Annotated in this window: 22 protein-coding genes and 1 pseudogene; 21 read left to right on the forward strand and 2 right to left on the reverse strand. The window is 35.2% G+C overall.

The genetic code is table 11. The annotated features are described in order from the left end of the window. Positions 1 to 3: 3 nt before the first annotated feature. The 8 genes from rlmN to RBQ61_RS10650 all read left to right on the forward strand — a co-directional run bounded on the left by rlmN (position 4) and on the right by RBQ61_RS10650 (position 7,788). Entirely contained in the window at positions 4 to 1,032 is a 1,029-nt protein-coding gene (rlmN, locus tag RBQ61_RS10615; RefSeq protein WP_308137297.1) for a 23S rRNA (adenine(2503)-C(2))-methyltransferase RlmN, read from the forward strand. An 8-nt stretch (positions 1,033 to 1,040) separates the two neighbouring features. After that, positions 1,041 to 1,793, forward strand: coding sequence for a Stp1/IreP family PP2C-type Ser/Thr phosphatase (locus tag RBQ61_RS10620; protein WP_308137298.1), 753 nt, complete (start codon positions 1,041 to 1,043; stop codon positions 1,791 to 1,793). Then, a complete protein-coding gene (gene pknB / locus RBQ61_RS10625) occupies positions 1,783 to 3,834 on the forward strand; it encodes a Stk1 family PASTA domain-containing Ser/Thr kinase (protein ID WP_308137299.1) in 2,052 nt (683 codons plus the stop codon). The genes RBQ61_RS10620 and pknB overlap by 11 nt, the downstream gene beginning before the upstream one ends. A 12-nt stretch (positions 3,835 to 3,846) precedes the next feature. Then, positions 3,847 to 4,725: a ribosome small subunit-dependent GTPase A gene (gene rsgA, locus RBQ61_RS10630; RefSeq protein WP_308137300.1), complete on the forward strand. Its 879-nt coding sequence runs from the start codon at positions 3,847 to 3,849 to the stop codon at positions 4,723 to 4,725. 12 nt (positions 4,726 to 4,737) lie between these two features. Further along, entirely contained in the window at positions 4,738 to 5,394 is a 657-nt protein-coding gene (gene rpe / locus RBQ61_RS10635) for a ribulose-phosphate 3-epimerase (RefSeq protein ID WP_308137301.1), read from the forward strand. Further along, complete coding sequence (locus tag RBQ61_RS10640; RefSeq protein ID WP_308137302.1) at positions 5,395 to 6,030, forward strand: thiamine diphosphokinase; 636 nt, start codon at positions 5,395 to 5,397, stop codon at positions 6,028 to 6,030. It begins immediately after the preceding gene. A 16-nt stretch (positions 6,031 to 6,046) separates the two neighbouring features. Further along, positions 6,047 to 7,435, forward strand: coding sequence for an asparagine--tRNA ligase (gene asnS, locus RBQ61_RS10645; protein WP_308137303.1), 1,389 nt, complete (start codon positions 6,047 to 6,049; stop codon positions 7,433 to 7,435). 161 nt (positions 7,436 to 7,596) lie between these two features. Further along, a complete protein-coding gene (locus tag RBQ61_RS10650; protein ID WP_213924605.1) occupies positions 7,597 to 7,788 on the forward strand; it encodes a hypothetical protein in 192 nt (63 codons plus the stop codon). An 82-nt stretch (positions 7,789 to 7,870) separates the two neighbouring features. Here the strand turns inward: RBQ61_RS10650 and rpmB are convergent, their stop codons facing one another. Further along, positions 7,871 to 8,062, reverse strand: coding sequence for a 50S ribosomal protein L28 (gene rpmB / locus RBQ61_RS10655; protein WP_308137304.1), 192 nt, complete (start codon positions 8,060 to 8,062; stop codon positions 7,871 to 7,873). A 253-nt stretch (positions 8,063 to 8,315) separates the two neighbouring features. Between rpmB and RBQ61_RS10660 the strand changes: the two genes are divergently transcribed. From RBQ61_RS10660 to RBQ61_RS10685, 6 genes and pseudogenes are all read left to right on the forward strand, one after another. Further along, complete coding sequence (locus RBQ61_RS10660) at positions 8,316 to 8,672, forward strand: Asp23/Gls24 family envelope stress response protein (RefSeq protein ID WP_308137305.1); 357 nt, start codon at positions 8,316 to 8,318, stop codon at positions 8,670 to 8,672. Positions 8,673 to 8,684: 12 nt separating this feature from the next. After that, positions 8,685 to 10,304, forward strand: coding sequence for a DAK2 domain-containing protein (locus tag RBQ61_RS10665; RefSeq protein ID WP_308137306.1), 1,620 nt, complete (start codon positions 8,685 to 8,687; stop codon positions 10,302 to 10,304). A gap of 92 nt (positions 10,305 to 10,396) precedes the next feature. Beyond that, entirely contained in the window at positions 10,397 to 12,451 is a 2,055-nt protein-coding gene (gene recG, locus RBQ61_RS10670) for an ATP-dependent DNA helicase RecG (RefSeq protein WP_308137307.1), read from the forward strand. 65 nt (positions 12,452 to 12,516) lie between these two features. Then, positions 12,517 to 13,083, forward strand: a pseudogene (gene rsmD / locus RBQ61_RS10675) (16S rRNA (guanine(966)-N(2))-methyltransferase RsmD); the annotation flags it as partial. After that, the gene (gene coaD / locus RBQ61_RS10680; RefSeq protein WP_308137308.1) at positions 13,083 to 13,562 is read left to right on the forward strand and encodes a pantetheine-phosphate adenylyltransferase; all 480 of its coding nucleotides are present in this window, start codon (positions 13,083 to 13,085) and stop codon (positions 13,560 to 13,562) included. The pseudogene rsmD and the gene coaD, both read left to right, overlap by 1 nt. Position 13,563: 1 nt before the next feature. After that, the gene (locus RBQ61_RS10685; protein ID WP_213924599.1) at positions 13,564 to 14,007 is read left to right on the forward strand and encodes an ATPase; all 444 of its coding nucleotides are present in this window, start codon (positions 13,564 to 13,566) and stop codon (positions 14,005 to 14,007) included. A 102-nt stretch (positions 14,008 to 14,109) separates the two neighbouring features. On the opposite strand, the gene RBQ61_RS10690 is transcribed toward RBQ61_RS10685, so the two are convergent. Further along, complete coding sequence (locus RBQ61_RS10690; protein WP_308137309.1) at positions 14,110 to 14,850, reverse strand: hydrolase; 741 nt, start codon at positions 14,848 to 14,850, stop codon at positions 14,110 to 14,112. 198 nt (positions 14,851 to 15,048) lie between these two features. Here RBQ61_RS10690 and RBQ61_RS10695 point away from each other — a divergent pair, with 198 nt between their 5' ends. The 7 genes from RBQ61_RS10695 (at position 15,049) to RBQ61_RS10725 (ending at position 22,761) form a co-directional block, all read left to right on the forward strand. Then, positions 15,049 to 15,621, forward strand: a complete 573-nt coding sequence (locus tag RBQ61_RS10695) for a GNAT family N-acetyltransferase (protein WP_308137310.1) — start codon at positions 15,049 to 15,051, stop codon at positions 15,619 to 15,621. Between the two features lie 137 nt (positions 15,622 to 15,758). Further along, positions 15,759 to 17,123, forward strand: a complete 1,365-nt coding sequence (gene tig / locus RBQ61_RS10700) for a trigger factor (RefSeq protein ID WP_308137311.1) — start codon at positions 15,759 to 15,761, stop codon at positions 17,121 to 17,123. Positions 17,124 to 17,193: 70 nt separating this feature from the next. Then, complete coding sequence (gene clpP / locus RBQ61_RS10705; protein WP_213924596.1) at positions 17,194 to 17,778, forward strand: ATP-dependent Clp endopeptidase proteolytic subunit ClpP; 585 nt, start codon at positions 17,194 to 17,196, stop codon at positions 17,776 to 17,778. Between the two features lie 11 nt (positions 17,779 to 17,789). Then, positions 17,790 to 19,049, forward strand: coding sequence for an ATP-dependent Clp protease ATP-binding subunit ClpX (gene clpX / locus RBQ61_RS10710; protein ID WP_308137312.1), 1,260 nt, complete (start codon positions 17,790 to 17,792; stop codon positions 19,047 to 19,049). Positions 19,050 to 19,262: 213 nt separating this feature from the next. After that, positions 19,263 to 21,596 carry an endopeptidase La gene (gene lon, locus RBQ61_RS10715; RefSeq protein WP_308137313.1) on the forward strand — a complete coding sequence of 778 codons (2,334 nt, stop codon included), beginning with the start codon at positions 19,263 to 19,265 and terminating at the stop codon, positions 21,594 to 21,596. Positions 21,597 to 21,680: 84 nt separating this feature from the next. Next, on the forward strand, positions 21,681 to 22,277 hold the full coding sequence (yihA, locus tag RBQ61_RS10720) for a ribosome biogenesis GTP-binding protein YihA/YsxC (RefSeq protein ID WP_308137314.1): 597 nt from the start codon (positions 21,681 to 21,683) through the stop codon (positions 22,275 to 22,277). A 94-nt stretch (positions 22,278 to 22,371) separates the two neighbouring features. Further along, positions 22,372 to 22,761 carry an ATP-binding protein gene (locus tag RBQ61_RS10725; protein ID WP_308137315.1) on the forward strand — a complete coding sequence of 130 codons (390 nt, stop codon included), beginning with the start codon at positions 22,372 to 22,374 and terminating at the stop codon, positions 22,759 to 22,761. The last annotated feature ends 5 nt before the right edge of the window (positions 22,762 to 22,766 follow it).

Consider the following 22,766-nt stretch of genomic DNA (forward strand, 5'->3'; position numbering starts at 1 on the left):
ATTATGAAAAAAATTGATAATATGAGCTTTGATGAGCTGGAAAGTGCTCTTGTTGAATTAGGCGAGCCGAAATTTAAAGCAAAACAAATTTTTGACTGGATACATAATAAATTGACGGATGATTTTGAAGGCCTGCTGAATGTGTCAAAAAAAACAAGAGAAAAATTAAGAAGTATATTAGAATTTACAGGGGCAGCAATAGAGTTAAAGCTTGAATCAAAGCTTGATGAAACTAAAAAATATGTTATTAAGTTTGAGGACGGCAATGTTGCGGAAAGTGTATTTTTAAAATATAAATTTGGTAATACAGCATGCATTTCATCTGAGGTGGGATGTAAGATGGGCTGTCTTTTTTGTGCATCAACAAAAAATGGTTTTGTAAGAAGTCTGACAACAGCTGAAATGCTGAAGCAAATATATTTAATTCAAAAAGATACAAATGAAAAAATTACAAATGTTGTTATAATGGGTTCAGGTGAACCTCTTGACAATTATGATAATGTTCTTAAATTTATGAGGATTATTAACGATGAAAGAGGACAAAATATTTCCATGCGAAAAATTACTCTTTCTACATGTGGTATAGTTCCTAAAATTTATAACCTTGCAGATGAAGGAATACCGGTAACTCTTGCTATTTCTCTTCATGCTCCAACACAGGAAAAAAGGGAAAAAATACTTCCTATTGCAAAAAAATATAATTTATCCCAGCTGATGAAAGCCTGTGATTATTACGTGGAGAAAACAGGGAGAAGGCTTACGTTCGAATATATTATGATAAGAGGATTCAATGACGGGACGGAGGATGCAGAACTTCTTTCAGGAATGTTAAAGGGAAGGCTAGCAAATGTGAACTTAATTCCCTGCAATTATGTTAAGGAAGCAGATATTATGCCGTCTAAAAATGAGGATATAGAAAGATTCAAAAAAATTCTGTCCGACAGAGGTATTAACGCAACTGTAAGGAGAGAGCTTGGAAGTGACATTAATGCTGCTTGCGGCCAACTTAGAAATAATTATCTAAAAATGTGAGGTGCCTTATGAGGGTATACTGCGAAACAAATAAAGGTTTAATGCGCGAAAATAATGAAGACAATTTAATAGTTGAAGAATCTGACAGGTTTAACCTTTATGCTGTTGCTGACGGAATGGGTGGACATAAAGCTGGTGAAGTTGCAAGTTCCATTGCTATTGATACTATAAGGGAAATATTTAAGAAAAACAACAAAAGGGAAGATTTTAAAGCTCCCTCATTTATTATTCAAAGTATTGATAAGGCTAATGAAAAAATAAGGCAGGAATCCCAATCAAAGGAAGAATGTTCCGGGATGGGTACAACTATTACCATGGTGATTGTAGACCTGTCATTAAATATTGCTTACGTAGGAAATGTGGGCGACAGCAGAGCATATTTAATTAGAAATAATGAAATTATTCAAGTTACTGAGGATCATACGTATGTTCATGAGCTGTTTAAGGATGGAAAGATATCATTTGACGAAGCAAAACATCATCCTAAAAGAAATGTTATTACAAGGGCTGTAGGGAGCGAAGAATATGTACATGCAGATATATTTGAAATAGAGCTCTTTAGTGATGACATAATTTTGCTGTGCACCGACGGCTTGACAACACATTTGACAGATGACAAAATCTTAAGCACTATTAAAGAATTCGGGTGTTCAGAGAGTGTACAAAGATTAATAAAATTTGCCAATGATAATGGAGGAACTGATAATATTACCGTCATTATTGTTGATAATATCACTAGAGGTGAAGGATATGATAGGTAAAGTATTAGGAAATAGATATGAAATAATAGAAAAAATCGGCGGAGGCGGCATGTCTCTGGTTTACAAGGCAAAATGCAGGGTTTTGAATCGTTACGTAGCAATTAAAATATTGAGAGACGAATTGACATCCGACCCCGATTTTGTTTCGAAATTCAAGCAGGAATCATTATCTGCGGCGAGCCTGGCGCATCCTAACATTGTAAATATATATGATACGGGAATTGAAGGAGATATTTATTACATTGTAATGGAATATGTGAAGGGTGAAACTCTTAAAAAATATATAAACAGAAAAGGAAGACTGAGCGAGCAAGAGACAATTAATATTTCCAGACAGGTTGCAGAAGCTCTAAAGCATGCCCATACCAACAATATAGTGCACCGGGATATTAAGCCGCATAACATACTTATAACCGAAGACGGCATTGCTAAGGTAACTGATTTTGGAATTGCAAGGGCAGCTACAAGCTCAACTATCAACAACACCTCAAATGTAATAGGATCGGTTCATTATTTTTCTCCGGAACAGGCAAGAGGCGGGTACGTTGATGAAAAATCAGACATATATTCATTGGGAATCGTTATGTACGAGATGATAACTGGTGTTGTTCCTTTTGACGCGGATAATCACATTTCTGTTGCCATGAAACAGATTCAAGAAAAACCTGTCCCTCCCTCAAAAAAGATAAAAAATCTAAAGATATCAGCCGGTTTTGAAGAAATTATAATGAAATGTCTTGAAAAGCACCAGAGCTTCAGATTTCAAAGTGTTGAAGAACTGATTAAAAAACTGGATTCCATGAATGGTTTTAGCAGTTCCGAAAAAAAGGAAGAAGAATTAATTGATTCCCCTACCATCGTACTTCCTCCTATTAATGATGTAGATGTAAATGATGAACAGAATACTATTGACATTGATATAATTGATGATAATTCCGATAATGCATTTAAAACATTTTTTGGTGAAAATACTGACAAGGAAAAAATAAATGAGGGTACTAATACTAGCAAGAAGAAATTAAGTGATGAAGAAAGAAAAAAGAACAGAAATATAACAATCATTGCCGTGCTCAGCGCTTTGCTTGTTGCAGTTATCGGCGGTGTACTGGCATTTAAGGCTTTCTTATATGTTCCAGAAGTTGAGGTTCCTTACTTAATTGGCAGAGATGAAGAAGAAGCAAGAAAGATAATTGAAGACCTTGGATTAAGCTTTGAGGTTAAGGGAAGAGAATTCAATAATGAGTTTGAAGAAGGTAAAGTAATAGAGCAAAGTGTTGACGAAGGAATTAAGCTGAAGGAAGAGTACCCTGTTGAGGTGTTAATAAGCAAGGGGCAGAAAGAAATAATAGTTCCTGATTTAATAGGGAAATACTCCATAGAGGCAGGCATAATTCTGAAAGAGGAAGGGCTTGAAGAAGGTGATGTTTCTGAACAAAATTCTGATTCGGTGCCTGCTGGTCAGATAATAGACCAGGATCCTGCAGCTAATACTTCTGCAAATGAAAATGATGCAGTTGACTATGTTGTCAGCATAGGACCAAAAATCAGATATGTTAATATGCCAAAAATAGAAGGGCTGCAACTTGAAACTGCTAAGCTTGTTATCAAACAATACGGATTGACAGTGGGTGAAGCAACTGAGGAGCCCAGCGCTGATGTGGAAAAAGGACTTGTTATTAGGCAGAGTGTTGCTGCCGGACAGGAGGTAGCTGAAGGAACGTCCATCTGGATGACTGTTAGCTCAGGTGAGCCTGCTGAAGAAACCCCTTCTGAAGAGCCAAGCGAGGGAGATGGCACTGAACAACCTAGCGAAGAACCGTCTTCTGGTTCGTATCCACTCACCATTGCTTTGCCGAAGGATAAAGACAATGTATCAGTTGTTGTTCAAAAGGTTACTGACGGAGGAAGAGAAATAGTTTATTCTCAAGAAGTTGAAACTTCCCAACAAAGCATAATTATTAATGTTGAAGGAAGCGGAACGGAAGTGTATGAAATATATATTGATAACGAACTTTATGACAGAGTTGAAATAAAATTTTAATTAGGAGCTTATATGATTGAAGGAATCATTATGCGGGGCGTGGGAGGAAACTACTACGTAGATACTGAAGATAATATAGTTGAATGCAGGGCAAGGGGCTTATTCAGACTGAAGAATATAAAGCCTCTTGTAGGTGACAGAGTCTTAATCAGGCTTACTGAAGAGGATGAGAGCCAAGGCTATATCGAGGAGATAAAGGAAAGAACAAATGAAATGATAAGGCCTCCTGTTGCAAATGCAGACCAAATGATTATATTTTTTTCTGTTACAAATCCTGAGCCGAGCTTTCTGCTTCTTGATAAGCTTTTAATTTCGGCGGAGATAAATAATTTGAAACCGATAATATGTTTTAATAAATCCGACCTAACTGATGAAAATATTAAAAGTCAGTTTGAAAATATTTTTGTAAACACAGGCTACAGTGTGATTTTCACAAGCAAGTATGATGACAATTCAATTGAAAAACTAAAGACTATTTTGCGTAATAAGCTGACGGTGTTTTCCGGACCGTCAGGTGTTGGCAAATCTTCGATAATGAATGCTGTTCAGCCTGACTTTGAATTGAGAACAGGTGAGATAAGCGATAAGCTAAAAAGAGGGAGACACACCACAAGGCATGCCGAGATTTATAAACTTGACATAGGCGGATACGTTATAGATACTCCCGGATTCAGCTCATTTAACCTGAATGGAGTAGGCGAATATGATTTGAAAGAATATTATCCTGAAATTAAAAAATTTGATACGGGCTGCAGATTTGCAGATTGCCTGCATAACAAGGAGCCAAACTGTGTAGTAAAGGATGCTTTAAATAACGGTTTGATAAGTAAGACAAGATACAGCAATTATATTAGGCTTTTAGATGAAATACAAAGTATAAAGCCATACTAGCGGAGGAAAAAAATGAACAAATTATCACCTTCTATTCTTTCTGCCGATTTTTCTAAGCTTGGGGAAGATATAAAGCTTGTTGAGAGAGGCGGAGCAGATTATATACATATTGATGTAATGGACGGACATTATGTGCCCAACATTACAATTGGACCTGATGTGGTCAAATCTCTGAGAAAGGTAACAGAGCTTACGTTTGATGTGCATCTTATGATAGAAAATGCTGATGACTATATAGAAGCATTTTATAAAGCCGGCGCAGATATAATTACAGTGCACCAGGAAGCTTGCCGTCATCTTCACAGAACGATACAGAAAATAAAGTCATTGGGGCTTAAGGCCGGTGTTTCGATTAATCCGGCGACACCTGTTTCATTTATCAGGGATATTATAAGAGATGTGGACATGGTTTTGATCATGAGTGTGAATCCCGGATTCGGCGGCCAAAGTTTGATTAAAAATGTAAAATACAAATTTGAAGAATTAAATCAGATAATTAAAGAATTTAATTTGAACATTGATGTTGAAATTGACGGGGGTGTAACGTCTGATAATCTTGAGGAAGTGTTGAGCTGGGGAGCAAATGTAATAGTTGCGGGTTCAGCGATTTACAAGGCTGAGGATGTTGTGGCGGAAACAAAAAAGTTCAAAAAAATTATGGAGAAATAAATGTCTGTTTTAATCATAGGTAATGGCAATGATGTTGAAAAAAATCGTTTGGAAAAATTCGATATAAATTTTGTAATATGTGCTGACGGAGGACTTGAAAAAGCGGAAAAGTTAGGTATTGTTCCTGATATTATTTTAGGAGATTTCGACTCTGTCGATGCAGCTGTTTTAGAAAAGTACAGGCAGATGAAAATAGAAACAGTTACATTTCCATCTGAAAAAGACTACACCGATATGGAACTTTCTATTGAAAATGCAGTAAAAAAAGGGTTCAATCATGTTGTTATGGCCGGGGTAACGGGAACAAGACTGGATCACACTCTGGCTAACATACAACTTCTTGAAAGATATCACAACCGAGGTGTTGATATAGAAATTATTGATAATAATAATCATATAAAAATTATTACAGGCAGTGCCGACATTAAAATTAAGTATGAAAAGGATTGTTATGTGTCATTAGTTCCTGTAACTGAAAGAATCGAGGGCTTGACACTACGGGGGTTTAAATATCCGCTGGATAATGTCATTGTGGAAAGAGGCACAGCTTTTTTAGTAAGCAACGAGATAATAAAAGACGAGGGCAGGATTATACTGAATAAGGGTACTGCATTAGTCTTTGTTTCAAAAGATTAACATATTAGGAGGATTCATGAAAGCAATAGATTTAAGAGATTTATTTAAATCTCCGGAAAAATACGGTGGCAGCGAAGTGGTTGTCGAAGGTTGGATAAGAACAATCAGAGATTCAAAAAATTTTGGATTTATAGAACTAAATGACGGAACATTTATGAAAAATGTTCAGATAGTATTTGAAAATAATCTTGAAAATTTTGATGAAGTAAAAAAATATTCCACGGGAAGTGCCATAAGGGTCAAGGGAAAATTACTGCTTACTCCAGAAGCAAAGCAGCCATTTGAAGTAAAAGCAGAAGAGGTGACGATGGAAGCTGAATCAGATCTAAGCTATCCTCTTCAGAAAAAAAGACATTCACTTGAATATCTCAGAACAATAGCTCATTTAAGACCAAGAACAAATATGTTCTCAGCTGTGTTCAGAGTAAGATCAGTTGCAGCATATGCAATACATAAATTTTTTAATGACAGGGGATTTGTTTATGCACATCCACCGATAATAACTGCCAGCGATGCAGAAGGTGCAGGCGAAATGTTCAGAGTTACGGCACTTGACTTGGATAATATAGAAAAGGTTGACGGAAAGACAGATTATTCAAAGGACTTTTTTGGGAAATCTGCAAACCTTACTGTAAGTGGTCAGCTGGAAGCTGAAATCTTTGCACTTGCATTTAAAAATGTATATACATTTGGGCCGACTTTCAGAGCTGAAAATTCAAATACATCAAGACATGCTGCAGAGTTTTGGATGATTGAGCCGGAAATTGCATTTGCCGATATAAATGATAATATGCAGCTGGCTGAAGATATGGTTAAATATGTGGTAAGCTATGTAATGGAAAATGCAAAAGAAGAAATTGAATTCTTCAATTCATTTGTTGAAAAAGGCCTGACAGATAAATTAAACAATGTTATAAATTCAGAATTTGGAAGAATTGACTATACAGATGCCATTGAAATACTTAAGAAAAACAATAAAAATTTTGATTACCCAGTAGATTGGGGTACGGATATTCAAACAGAACATGAGAGATATCTGTCTGAAAAAATATTTGGCAAGCCTGTTTTTGTAATAAATTATCCAAAAGATATCAAGGCATTCTACATGCGTATGAATAATGACAACAAAACTGTTGCCGCTATGGACCTTCTTGTTCCGGGCATAGGTGAGCTTATAGGCGGAAGCCAGAGGGAAGAAAGGCTTGAAATGCTTGTAAAGCGTATGGATGAAATGGGAGTTGACAAAGAAGAAATGTGGTGGTACCTTGAACTAAGAAAGTATGGAGGAGTTAAGCATGCCGGATATGGACTGGGATTTGAGAGACTTATAATGTACCTTACAGGTATAGGAAACATAAGAGACGTCATTCCGTTCCCAAGAACACCGAAAAATGCAGAATTCTAGTTGTGTATAAAAATATCAAAGATACATTGAATTAAAATTTCAATGTATCTTTTTTGTTCTCTTTGAATAGTATGTATAAAGATTGAGAAGTCCTTAAACAGCGAATGACGGAAATTGCTCAGACATATTTGTATCTATTATTAAATGCTAAGGGGGTTATTATGAATTATTTTAAACATAGAAAAAAATGCAGCCCGTGTGGCCCTAAAATAAAATTTACCGAAATTGCAGGCATCATGTTAGCTGTTATAGGTGCAATTATCATTGTTCAGATATTACCTCTGAAAATGTGGCTTTTTATTCTCGGAAGCCTTCTGGTTGTACTTGGATGTACCCTTTTTAGATTATTTTGATAATAAATAATGAATTGGCTTAAAAACAAGTCAAAATATTTTTGTGCAAAAAAATAATGGCTTTTAGGCCACTATTTTTAGCTTATATAGCACGCTGCACTTTGTTTGATCTTAAACATCTTGTACAAACGTATTTTTTTGTTTTAGAACCATTTTCTAAAACTGAAACTCTTCTAACATTAGGTTTCCATGTTCTTTTTATTTTTCTATCAGCGTGTGTTATGCTGTTTCCTGATACAGTTCCTTTTCCACATACTTCACAAAATTTTGCCATACTTACACCTCCCATTTATTTAAAAACATCCGTTTTTTATTCTAGTTGATAAACAGTATTCTGCTTAACAAATTTAACTTAATAATGATACCATTAAAATTTAAATATTGCAATATCAAATTTTAATTAGTATAATAAAAAATATTAGCACGACTTTACAGTCGGTAATTTTGTTTGTAAATTTTTATCAAAAAGGTTATAATAAATTTACTTATCAAATAACATATAAAAATCGAAATGTGGGAGGTAGTATATGTCAGTTAACGTGTTAAATGAAAATGGGAATATAATCATAGATGACCAGGTTTTTGCAACTTTAGCCGGACTAGCTGCGATGGAATGCTATGGTGTTGTTGGCATGGCTTCAAGAAACGCAACTCAGGGAATATTTGAGCTGTTAAAGAGAGAACAGCTTACAAAAGGCATAAAGGTTACAACAGTTGACGAAAAAATAAACATAGATTTATATATAGTATTGCAATATGGCGTTAAAATATCTGTTGTTGCAGATAATATTATTTCCAGAATAAAATACAGCGTAGAGACTTTTTCGGGAGTTTCTGTGGAAAATGTTAATATTTTTGTACAAGGTGTCAGAGTACAAAAATAAGAGGAGGCTAAAATGATAGTTAAGTTTATAGATAATGTTGCATTTAAGAAAATGCTTTTAGGAGCCGCTGCCAATTTAGAAAACAATAAGGCAATAGTGGACTCTCTAAATGTATTTCCTGTTCCCGACGGAGATACGGGCACAAACATGAATCTTACTGTGCAGTCTGCAATGAGGGAAATAAATACCCTCCAAGAAAGCACAATTTCACACATGGCTGATGCCGCTGCAAATGGTTCTCTAATGGGAGCGAGAGGAAATTCCGGTGTAATATTATCTCAGCTGTTCAGAGGTATGGCAAAAGGGCTGAAAGGTTCAGGAAAGATTGACTGCAAGGTGATTGCTGATTCCTTTAAGTTTGCTTCTGATACGGCGTACAAGGCAGTTATGAGACCTGTGGAAGGTACAATATTGACAGTTGCAAGAGAAACTGCAGAAAAGGCTATGGAAACATACACCGAATTTGAAGATGCTTCTTTATTTTTGGAAAGTCTTATTGAACAGGCTAAAAGCACACTTGACAGAACACCCGAGATGCTTAAGGTATTAAAGCAGGCAGATGTGGTAGATGCAGGCGGAAAAGGACTTGTTTTCTTGTTAGAAGGCGCGCTGGCTGCATTGAAAGGTGTTGAAATTAAGCAGGAAAGAGTAGAACATCAAGTTGTTGAAACAGAAAAAGAAATTGCCGGATTTTCCAGCGAAAATGAGATAATATTTGCATATTGTACAGAGTTTTTTATTAAAAATCCTACAAAAAGCGCAGAAGAATTTTTGACCAAAATTTATGATAAAGGTGATTCGATTGTTTGTGTAGGAGATGAAAAACTAATAAAAACACATATACATACAAACAACCCGGGCCATATACTTGCAATTGCGGTTAAATACGGGGAACTTATTAAAATCAAAATTGACAATATGAAGGAACAGTTCAGAGAAAGAATAAAAAATTCAAATAAAAAGAATCAAGAAAGAAAAAAATATGGATTTGTTTCCATAGGTATGGGTGAAGGTATACAGAAGGTGTTTTCTGACTTAAATGTGGATATGTTCCTGTCAGGCGGACAGACTATGAATCCAAGTACCGAGGATATTTTGGATGCAGCTGGAAGCATCAATGCTGATCACATAATTATTCTTCCGAACAACGGAAATATAATTTTGGCTGCCACCCAGGCAAAGGAAATATCTGATAAGAATCTTCACATTATTCCCAGCAAGAGCATACCGCAGGGAATTACGGCAATGCTTGCATTCAATGCGGAAAGCAGCCCTGAGGAAAATGTAAGTGCAATGACAGAGGCGGTTTCTGAAGTGAAAACCGGTCAGGTTACCTATGCTGTAAGAGATACCGTAATTAACGATATGGAAATTAAAAAAGACGAAATTATTGCAATAAGTGATGGCAGCATAGTTACGCATGGAGAAAATCCTGAAAACCAAACAATTGAGCTTATCAAAAATATGGTGGACGAAGACAGCTTCCTTATAACATTGTTCTACGGAGAAGATGTTGACAGAAAGGATGCTGAAGGATTAAAAGAAAAAATAGAAGAAATTGCCGAAGAATGTGATGTGGAAGTAATCTACGGCGGCCAGCCGCTTTATTACTATATAATTTCAGTGGAATAAACAAGATGATGTTGTCATATCGAATACAGCCAAGGATCTCATGAACGTGATGAGATCCTTCTCATTCGTATTAAGGGTGCAGGGAGTAATCTATGCTTGAAATGGATGTTCAGTATTTAAAGGGAGTCGGTCCGGGAAGAGCTGCGAAGCTTAATAAATTGAATATATTTACCGTAGAAGATCTAATAAACTATTTTCCGGTTAAGTATGAAGACAGGAGAGCCGTGAGAAATATTAATGAGCTCACAGATAATTTAAAGTGCCTGCTTAGAGTGAAGCTTTTTGAAGGTCCTAAAAAAACAAGAATTAAAAAAAGAATGACTGTTGTAAAAGCTATAGGTAAAGATGATACAGGATTTATAACCATTACTTTTTTTAATCAGAGTTTTATAGCGGAAAAATTAACTGAGGGTGAAAGTTATTATATTTTTGGCACAGCTAAAGCTTCTTACGGTAAATTTGAAATGATAAATCCTGATATAGAGTTATGCAAAAATGACTGGAAATCTAAAAAAATAACTCCCATTTACAGTCTGACTTACGGATTATCTAATAATGAGCTGACAAAAATTATGAAGATGGCGCTGGAAGCATACTATGAAAGAATAGAAAATATACTTTCAGATGACCTTATTGATGAATATAAGCTGCTTCCCAGAAAAAAAGCAATTAAAAATCTTCATTTTCCTCTAAATGGGAGGGCTTATTCAGAAAGTAAAAAAACAATTGCTTTTGAAAAACTGCTAATAATGCAGATGGGATTAACAGCAATTAAAAGTAGCCTAAAAAGTAATTCTCCAGGTAATGTAATTACTCGCTTAAATCTATCGGAAAAACTTGTGGATGCCATACCATACAAACTGACGGATGCACAGCTCAGAGTTATCGAAGAGATAAAAAATGATATGAGTATGGTTAAACCAATGAATCGTTTGGTTCAGGGCGATGTAGGTTCGGGAAAGACAGTCGTTGCCGTATATGCCTTGCTTGCGGCTGTCAGTTCAGGTTATCAGGCATCAATGATGGCTCCTACGGAGATACTTGCTATGCAGCATTATCAAACTATAACAGAATATCTATCAATGGCTGACATTGATATTAGTGTTGCGTTTCTTTCGGGCTCTACAAAGGCAAAGGATAAAAATGAAATAATTAAGAGATTGAAAGACGGAGAAATAAATATAATTATTGGTACACATGCACTTATTGAAGATAATATAGAATTTAAAAATATAGGCCTTGTAGTTACGGATGAACAGCATCGCTTCGGAGTAAGGCAAAGAGGAAAGCTTTCCAACAAAGGAAGCAATCCTGATATACTTGTAATGACGGCGACGCCTATTCCCAGGACGTTGGCATTGATGTTTTACGGAGATCTTGATATTTCTGTTATTGATGAAATGCCCCCCGGCAGGCGTAAAGTCATTACCGAAATTTTTAATGGAAAACAAAAAGAAAAGGCATATGGTTTTATTAGAGAGCAAGTTGACGGAGGGAGACAGGCATACGTAGTTGCTCCGCTGGTTGACGAATCGGAAGGATTGGAACTGGATTCTGCGAAGCAAATATTTGAAGAACTTAATAACACTTATTTTTCAAATTACAGGCTGGGGCTTTTGTACGGCAAAATGAGCAATTCTGAAAAAGAAGATGTAATAGGGAAATTTTATGACGGTAAAATAAATATACTTGTTTCAACAACGGTAATTGAGGTTGGAGTAAACGTCCCTAATGCTTCGGTAATGCTTGTATTAAATGCAGAAAGATTTGGTCTTGCTCAACTTCATCAGCTTAGAGGAAGAGTGGGAAGAGGTAGGTTTCAGTCATACTGCCTTTTGGTAAATGAAAGCAGAACTAAAAAAGCGTCAGAAAGAATGAATATATTAAGAAGTACAAATAATGGATTTGTAATTGCGGAAGAAGATTTAAAGATTAGAGGACCTGGGGATTTTTTTGGAACTCAGCAGCACGGTCTTTCCAGACATGATATTCAAAATATAGTAAATGATACAGAAACAGTACGAAATGTTCAGATTGTTTCAAAAAAAATAATGGCGGATAATCCGAGACTGACCGGTGACGAATATAAGAATTTAAAAAAGGCAATATTAATGTTATTTACGGATGAAAACATCGTATTTAATTGAGGATATTTTGTTTTCCTGCTAATATGCCGGTGACCAAGCCGTAGAAGCTCAAACAATCGGAGGTAAAATTTATGAGGATAATATCCGGAACTAATAAAGGTATGAAGCTGTATGCTCCTGAAGGAACGTCAGTCAGACCTACCAGTGATAAGATTAAGGAAGCTTTATTTAACATAATAGGGCACATAGATGAAGGGGCAGTTGTAATGGATTTATTTTCAGGCTCCGGAAGCGTAGGCATAGAATTTCTGGCGAGAGGCGCAGAGCTATGCTACTTTGTGGACTCATCTCATAAGAGTTTAAGTTATGTAAAAAAGAATCTTGAGCTTTGCAGATTTAAAAACAGGGCAAAAATCATAATGAGTGACTACGAGAAAGCTATTTTGAATTTATCAAAAGAGGGTGTAAAATTCGATTACATATTTGCCGATCCTCCGTATAATTTGAACTGCGGTTTTAAGATATCTGACAAAGTATTCGAAAATAACTTGCTAAAGAAAGACGGAAAGCTTATAATTGAAACAGATAAATTTGAAAAAATAATTGATAACATCAGTACTGACATGATAAAATACAAAGAGAAAATTTATGGCAGAACAAGGATAAGCATAATGACATACACGGAGGAATAATGAAAGTTTTATATACCGGAAGTTTTGACCCGATTACAATGGGCCATATTGACATAATTAATAGAATATCAAACAAATTTGATGAAGTTGTTATAACTGTTTTTAATAATATTGAAAAAAAATATTGGTTTTCTATAGAAGAAAGATGCGAAATGGTTAGACAAGCCACTCTTCATTTAGACAATGTTACTGTCGATTTTACTGAGGGGCTTGTAGTTGACTATTGCGAAAGAAACAATATAAACATAATAGTCAGAGGGTTAAGGGCTGTTTCTGATTATGAATATGAATTGGCTATATCGAGTATAAATAAGCATTTAAATAAAAAATTAGAAACAATTTTTCTGGTTGCATCCTCGGAATACTCTTTCTTAAGCTCAAGCATGGTAAAAGATGTAGCTGAGCATGGAGGAGTTTTCGAAGATTTAGTTCCTGAATATGTAGGTAAGGAAATTCATAAAAAACTTGGGAGGAAGTAGTATGGATATTTTGAATTTGTTGGAGAGAATCGAGGATATTATCGAAGAAGCTTCTAAATTCCCTTTATCTAACAAGGTTATGATAGACAAAGAAGAGGTGTTGGAAGTAATAAATGAAATAAGATTGAAAATGCCGGATGAAATTAACAGGGCATCTTGGGTCGCTAAGGAACGCCAAAGAATATTAAATGAAGCTCAGTCTGAAGCGGATGAGCTTATTGAAAAGGTTAAGGAGCAACAAAGATACTTGGTTGAGGAAAATGAAATAACTAAGCAGTCGAAAAAATATGCCGAACAGTTGATTAAGGATGCCGAAGTGAAGGCAAATGATATGAAAATAGGAGCATATAATTACAGTGACGAAATTTTGTCCAAGCTTCAAGAAAAAATCAGAGAAATCAACGGTATAATAGAACAAAACAGAGATACACTAAAAAATATGTAAAAATTAAATGCTAATTAAGAGCTGTTTTGAATGAAATGTTCAAAGCAGCTCTTAATAAAAAACACTTATATAAGAAAACTCCCCTCAACAGGGGAGTTTATGTTAAGACAATTTTTCTCTGTAGGTATCCATTATTTCGGAGAAAAGATCTCCTGTTGTGGGAGGTGTAAAAGTTATTGTATTTGCTCCGGCTTGAATGGTATTCATAATATTTTCTGGGTTTGGTCCTCCGGTTGCTATAATTGGAAAATACGGATGCTTCTCACGAATTTTTCTGGCTATAGATGCAGTTCTGGTGCCTCCGGAAACATTAAATATAGAAGCTCCTGCTTTTATTCTGGACTCAAAGTCCTCTTTTTCAGATACAATTGTTATTATTATAGGAATATCTAGCCGTTGCTTCATTTCAGAAATTAATTCATTCGGTGTTGGAGCATTCATTACAACGCCGTAAGCACCGTTTAGTTCTGCATTTATAGCGATGTCAATGGATCGTTGACCTGTTGTTATGCCGCCTCCGACGCCTACAAATACAGGTGCGGATGAAACTTCTATTATCGCCTGATTTATTGCAATTTGGGGGGTAAAAGGATATACTGCTATTACTCCGTCGGCGTTGTGATTTTTTATAATTGCAAGGTCGGTTGTAAATATAAGTGATTTTATACGCTTGCCGAATATATTAATGCCGCTTGCCTCGTAGATTTCTGCCGGCATTTGTATAGGCTTTTTCTTAAGTACGGATTCAATAGTAGGTATAAATTTTTTATCTTTTTTTTCTGTACGGTTTTTAACAGCATGGCTGTAATTGTCTTGAATGATATTGTCGATAAACTTGTCCATATAACCTCCCGCATTTATGTTCATTTTTATCTTAATTATACAATTTACGCGAATAAAACACAATCAAATAAATGTAAAATGAACTTAAAAAAACCTATGCAAAATATAACAAAAATTATATAATGATATGTATTTATATAGTTGGGTTATTACATTACAAGTATTGAATAACGAAATATATAATGGAGAAGGTTGACAATGCAGTTATGTTTAAGCAACAGTAAATTAAAGCATAAAGGAACCCTATTGTTGGAAACAGACAGATTTATTTTAAGACAGTTCCAAATAAATGATGTCCATGATGTGTTTGTTAATTGGTCAAGTGATGCTGAATCAGCAAAGTATAATGCATGGAGCGTGCATGAAAGTGAAAATGTAACCAGAGGTTACATGAGTGATTGGATAAATAACTATAAGAGATTAAATTATTATCATTGGGCCATAGAGGATAAGAACAGCGGTGAAGTGGTTGGTTCGATCTCTGTTTCAAATATAAAAGACAGAAAGAAATATTGTGAAATAGGGTATACGGTTGCAAGAAAAAGATGGAATGAAGGAATAGCAACCGAGGTTTTAATGTGTGTTTTAGAATTTCTAACAAATGATGCAGGTTTTGCAACAATACGTGCAATGCATGATGTCAGAAACAAAGCATCCGGAAGAGTAATGGAGAAAGCTGGCATGATTTTTGTCAAAAATCAGATGCAGATTTTTATAGGCGGACACAACCTAATAATGAACTGCAGCATTTATGATTACAGAAAACACTAAAATTATACAATATAATGTAATAAATTATTGATTTTAGAAAGTAGTATGGTATAATAGAATGGTTAAATTGGGGGATTCATTAATTTGAAACAATATTGACTGTTTTACATACAATATAAAATATCTAGGAGGAACAAATGAGTTCAAAAATATTAAAAAAAGAAAAAAACGTGGTTTCAATTGAATTTACGATTGCACCCGAACAATTTGAAGAAGCTGTGAATAAAGCATATTTAAAAGTTAAGAATAACATTAATGTTCAAGGATTCAGAAAAGGTAAAGCTCCAAAACATATAATTGAAAAAAAATATGGCAAGAGCATTTTTTATGATGATGCACTAGATTTTGCTGTGCAGGAAGAATACCCTAAAGCTGTAAAAGATCTTGGTCTTGATATAATAAACAGTCCAAAGATAGATATTGTTACTTTTAACGAGGGAGAAGAAATAGTTTTAAATGCAGATGTTGAAGTTATGCCCGAAGTTGAACTTTCTGAATACAAAGGTGTTGAAGTAGAAAAAACAGAATTTAAAGTAACAGATGAAGATGTTGAAAAGGAACTTAAAAATATTCAAGAAAAGAATGCCAGAATAGTTGAAGTCGAAGATAGACCGGTTCAAAACGGAGACTTTTTGACTATTGATTATGCTGGATTTGTGGGAGAAGAACAGTTTGAAGGCGGTACTGCAGAAAACCAATCACTTGAGATAGGTTCAAACACATTTATCCCCGGCTTCGAAGAGCAATTAATAGGTAAAAATAAAGGGGATGAGGTAAAAGTAAATGTTACATTCCCAGAAGAATATCATTCTGAAGAATTAAAGGGTAAGGACGCTGTTTTCAATGTTACTATCCATGAAATAAAGACAAAAGAACTTCCGGCTATTGACGATGAATTTGCAAAAGATGTAAGTGAGTTTGATACGTTGGAAGAATTTAAGGCTGACACGAAAAAAACTTTAGAGGCAAAAGCTGTTGATCAGACAAAAGTAACAAATGACAACAACGTAATAACTAAAGTAGTAAACGATGCTAAAGTTGAAATTCCTGAAGTGTTAGTGCAAAGAGAAATGGAACACCTTGCAAGAAATTATGAGCAGCAATTCCGTCAGCAGGGATTTACAGGCAAGGAATATGATGACGTAATTAAAAACTTTGTAGATCAATACAAAGAAAGCTCAAAAGGCCAGGCTGAATTTAATGTTAAGGCTGAACTTGTTCTTGAAGCAATCATTAAAAAAGAAAATATAGAAGTAGCTGAAGATGAACTTAAAAAAGAGGTTGATGAGGTTGCTAAACAATACCATGTTGAGGAAGATAGATTAGAAGCATTCAAAGAAAATCTTCTCCAGACAAGCGGAAGCTATATAAAAGAAACTTTACAAAAAAGAAAAGTATTTGAAATGCTTGCTGAAAATGCAGTATTTGTTGAGCCAAAAGAAAAAACTGAAGAACCCGCAGCTAAGGATTCAGACGAGGATTTAAAGAGCGAAGAAAAATAAATTAAGATAAAATTAAGAAAAATAAGTACAATATATATATAGTAAAATATAATAATAGGAGGAAAAGAATATGGCATTGGTACCATATGTAATTGAGCAAACCGGTAGAGGCGAAAGATCTTATGATATTTATTCGAGACTTTTAAAAGATAGGATAATTATTTTGAGTGATGAAGTTAATGATGCAACAGCAAGCTTAATAGTTGCACAGTTGCTGTTCCTGGAATCAGAAGATCCAGATAAAGATATACAATTATATATAAATTCACCAGGAGGATCTATAACTGCAGGTATGGCAATTTATGACACCATGCAGTATATAAAGCCGGATGTTTCAACTATTTGCGTAGGTATGGCAGCTAGCATGGGAGCATTTTTACTGTTGTCAGGTTCGAAAGGCAAAAGATTTGCTCTTCCTAATTCGGAGATTATGATTCATCAGCCGCTTGGAGGAATGAAGGGGCAGGCTTCTGATATTAAAATACATGCAGATAGAATTATAAAAATAAGAGAGACCCTAAATAATATCATAAGTGAAAAAACATCACAGCCTCTAGAGAAAGTTGAACATGATACTGACAGAGATAACTTTATGACAGCGGAAGAAGCGAAAGCCTACGGAATAATAGACGAAATTATTGCCAAAAGAAAATAAGGAGTGTTTCAATGAGCAAAGTCAATGACAAACAAATCAAATGCTCGTTCTGCGGTAAATCTCAAGATCAGGTAAGAAGGCTGATTGCCGGACCTGATGTATATATCTGCGATGAGTGCATTGAATTATGTCATAACATTGTAGATGACGATATAGATATATTTGAAGAGTATGATTTTACGGAACTGCCGAAACCAAAAGAAATTAAGGCTAGGCTTGATGAATATGTTATTCAACAGGAACATGCAAAAAAAGCTCTGGCAGTAGCCGTTTACAATCACTATAAAAGAATAAACTATAAATCCAAGGATGAAGGCGCAGATATCCAGAAGAGCAATATACTTTTACTTGGCCCAACAGGCAGCGGTAAGACGTATCTTGCCCAAACACTGGCTAAACTGCTTAATGTTCCTTTTGCAATAGCAGATGCCACATCTCTGACAGAAGCAGGTTATGTGGGAGAAGATGTTGAGAACATATTGTTGAAGCTCTTACAGGCCGCGGATTTTGATGTTGAGAGAGCAGAGAAGGGAATCATATATGTGGATGAAATTGATAAAATATCAAGACGTTCAGAAAACCCTTCAATTACGAGAGATGTAAGTGGTGAAGGTGTTCAGCAGGCACTTCTTAAAATCCTTGAAGGAACTGTTGCGAATGTTCCGCCTCAGGGAGGGAGGAAGCACCCTCATCAGGAATTCATTCAAATAGACACTACTAATGTATTGTTTATTTTAGGCGGTGCATTTGATGGAATAGAAAAAATAATACAAAAAAGAATCGGTAAAAAGAGTATCGGATTTGGCGCAGATTTGTCAGGCAACAGTTCCATGGATATGGATAAGCTGCTTGGACAGGTTCAATCACAAGATCTTTTAAAATTTGGATTGATTCCTGAATTTGTAGGAAGAATGCCGGTGGTTGTTTCTTTGGAAAAATTAGATAAAAAGGCCCTAATTTCAATTTTGACAGAACCAAAAAATGCATTGGTTAAACAATATAAAGAATTATTTAAAATGGACAATGTGGAATTGGAAATAGAAAAAGAAGCTTTGGAAGCAATTGCTGATAAAGCCTTGGAAATAAATACAGGTGCAAGAGGCTTAAGAGGTATTCTTGAAAGTACGATGATTGACGTAATGTACGAGATACCGTCAAGAAATGACATTAAAAAATGTGTAATTACAAAAGATACCATACTAAATAAAAGTGAACCTAAATTAGTTTTGACAAAAAAGCCTGTGTCTGATAAAAAAGAAAATGCTTCATAACCGATTGCCTGCTTTATGCAGGTAAGCAGGCTGCTGAAAAAATCTATAGTTAAGTTACCGGCCAGGCAGTCAATCACCACGTATATAAATACGTTACGGTTGTCTGTCTTTCGGTGCTTTTCAAGATAGTTTTTTTGGTAACCTGTTATCTTGATGACCTCGTCATCAATCTGCCTGCCTGCTTTTAGCAGGCAGTTTTACTAAGGAGATCATATGATAGAAAATTACAGTGTAGAAAATAAAACCCTTCCTCTAATCCCTATTAGAGGAATCGGAATATTTCCGGATACGGTTATACATTTTGATATAGGAAGAGAAAAATCCGTTAATGCATTAGAAGAAGCAATGCTTGAAGATTCTGATATTTTTCTTACAGTTCAGAAAGAAGCTGATATAGATTCACCTAACGAACAAGATTTTTATGAAGTCGGTGTTATTTGCAAAATTAAGCAAATGATAAAGATGCCGGGTGATAACATAAGAGTCCTGGTTGAAGGAATAAACAGAGCAAGGATTTCGTCTATAACTCAGCAAGATCCGTACTTTCAGGTTATTTTAGAGGAATACATATATAACTATTCCTTGCCGCTGACCGATGACCTTGAAGCGATGGTTAGATTGACTTTGGAAAATTTTGAAGAATATTCTCTGATTTATACTAAGATAGCACCAGATGCATTAGCTTCTCTTAAAGACATTAAAAATCCCGATAAGCTGGCTGATGTGGTTGCTTCATATATATATCTGAAGCAGGAACAAAAACAGGTACTGCTTGAAACTTTTGATCCTTATGAGAGACTTGAAGCGATTAATGCTTTAATCTCAAAAGAGATTAAGGTTTTAGAAATAGAAAACGAAATTAGTGAAATGGTAAAGAAGCAAGTCGGTGAGTTTCAAAAAGATTATTATTTAAAGGAACAACTAAGGGCAATCCAAAAAGAACTTGGTGAAGACGAAGGAGCTGAATTTGAAGTTGAAGAATACATGAACAAGATTTCAAAATCCGGCATGCCTAAGGAAGTCAAAGAAAAAGCGGAAAAAGAAGTAAAGAAGCTTCTTAAAATTTCATCATCTTCACCTGATGCCGGAGTTATAAGAACTTATGCGGATTGGCTCATTGATTTACCATGGAATAAAAAAACTAAAGATAATACAGATTTGAAAAAGGCAAGGGCAATACTTTCTGAAGATCATTATGGTTTGGAGGATGTGAAAGAAAGGATACTTGAATATCTTGCTGTTAAAAATATTAATAAAAATATGAAGGGGCCAATACTGTGCTTTGTTGGGCCTCCGGGGGTAGGAAAAACTTCAATAGCTAAATCTATTGCAAGAGCCATGAACAGAAAATATGTGCGCATATCATTGGGTGGTGTAAGAGATGAGGCTGAAATAAGAGGCCACAGGAGGACATATATCGGAGCAATTCCGGGAAGAATAATATCATCTATTGCAAAGGCTAAAGTTAATAATCCTGTATTCCTTCTTGATGAGATAGATAAGCTGTCTGGAGATTACAAGGGAGATCCGGCTTCTGCACTGTTAGAGGCGCTGGATCCCGAACAAAATAAAACATTTACCGATCATTACATTGAAGCTCCTTTTAGCCTTGAGAATGTAATGTTTATAACAACTGCAAATACAACATCAACGATTCCGGAACCTCTGCTTGACAGAATGGAGGTTATTGAAATTTCTGGGTATACAGATGTGGAAAAAAGAAATATTGCTGAAAAATATTTAATCAAGAAGCAGATTTCTGAACATGGCTTGAAAGAAAAGCAAGTTAAAATTTCGGAGAATGCTGTTAAAGAAATAATAGAGAGATATACCAGGGAGTCAGGAGTAAGAAATCTTGAGAGAAATATAGGAGCTCTGGTGAGAAAAGCTGCCGTTCAAATAGTTGAAAAAAAGAAAAAATCTGTGGTTATAGATTCCAGAACTCTTAAGAATTATCTTGGAATTCCAAAATATGATTATGAAATGGCTTATGAAGAAGATCAGGTAGGAGTTGTTACAGGCCTTGCATGGACCAGAGTTGGTGGGGAGACGCTTTTCATTGAGGTAAATACCATGAAAGGTGAAGGAAAACTTCAGCTTACAGGCAAACTTGGAGATGTAATGAAGGAATCTGCCATGGCTGCTTTAAGTTATATTAAGGCAAATGCAGATAAATTCGGCATAGATTATACTGTTTTTAAGGAAACCGACATTCATATTCATGTTCCGGAAGGCGCAATTCCAAAAGATGGACCTTCAGCCGGCATTACGATGGCAACAGCTGTTATTTCAGCCTTAACTAAGAGGACTGTCAGGAAAGATGTAGCAATGACGGGAGAAATAACAATAACTGGAAGGGTGCTTCCAATAGGAGGTTTAAAGGAAAAACTTCTTGCAGCAAAAAGAGCAGGAATTAAAAAAATTGTACTAAGCACAAGAAATAAACCCGATGTTTCAAAAATAGATACGAAAATTACTCGTTCGCTGGAAATAGTATATGTCGATAGAATAGAAGATGTAATAAGGCATGCCCTAAGAACGGAATAGAGCCTTATTGCTCAACAACAAGAGGTGAACAATTATAACGTATAGACGTAAGATAATTGTTCACCTACATAAAGGAAGGTAAATATGATAATAAGAAAAGCAGAACTTCTTATAACAGCTGCTAAGAAAGAACAATATCCTGAAACTGTTGTTCCCGAAATTGCATTTGCAGGCAAGTCAAATGTAGGTAAATCTTCGATGATTAATGCCCTTTTAAATAGAAGAAGTCTCGCAAGAACAAGTTCTCAGCCCGGAAAGACTCAGACCATAAATTTCTATAATATTAACGATACGATGAATTTTGTGGATTTACCGGGGTATGGGTATGCGAAGGTTTCTAAAACAGAGATTGGTAAGTGGGGAAAGATGATAGATACATACCTGCACAACAGACCGCAGCTCAGGCAGGTTATTTTACTAGTTGATATTAGGCATGAACCTGGGAAGAATGATATACAGATGTATGAATGGATAAAAAGGTGCGGATTTGAAGGATATGTTATAGCTGCAAAAGCAGATAAGCTGTCAAGATCACAACAAATAAAAAGCTTGGCTGCGATTAGAAAAGTACTTAATATTAAGGACAGCAGTATGGTGATTCCGTTCTCAGCCGTATCTAAAGCCGGAGTTGAAGATACATGGAACCTGTTCGCACAATTAGTGGGCTTAGAAAATGAATAAAATCTAGAAAATTTGATAAATTTTCCTTGCTAATTAATATACATATAGTTTAAAGAAATTAAATAGGGGTATATTAATTAATACTGGAGGAATAATGATGATTTATGAATTTGAAACAAAAGTCCACAGTGATATAGGCAGCGTAAAGGGCGTTGTAGAAGAAATTCTTATTAATATCAAGGACAGATTAAACGAAGATATCTTTTTCAATACTAAAATAATTTTAAATGAACTTATAATTAACGGCGTATTACACGGAAATAAACTTGATTTTAACAAGAAAATCAGTATAAATCTTAATATTGATAATTCATGCATTATTATTGATGTTAAAGATGAGGGAGCCGGAATATCTTATAAGCATAAGGCATTTGGAGATTATGATTTTTGCGAATCAGGACGGGGGCTTATGCTTGTGGAAGGATTGTCCGATAAATTTGCAATTGACGGGAACAGGGTCATCTGCGTACAATATCTAAAATGAGCTTT

This window comes from Sedimentibacter sp. MB35-C1 (assembly GCF_030913635.1).
GTDB lineage: Bacteria > Bacillota > Clostridia > Tissierellales > Sedimentibacteraceae > Sedimentibacter.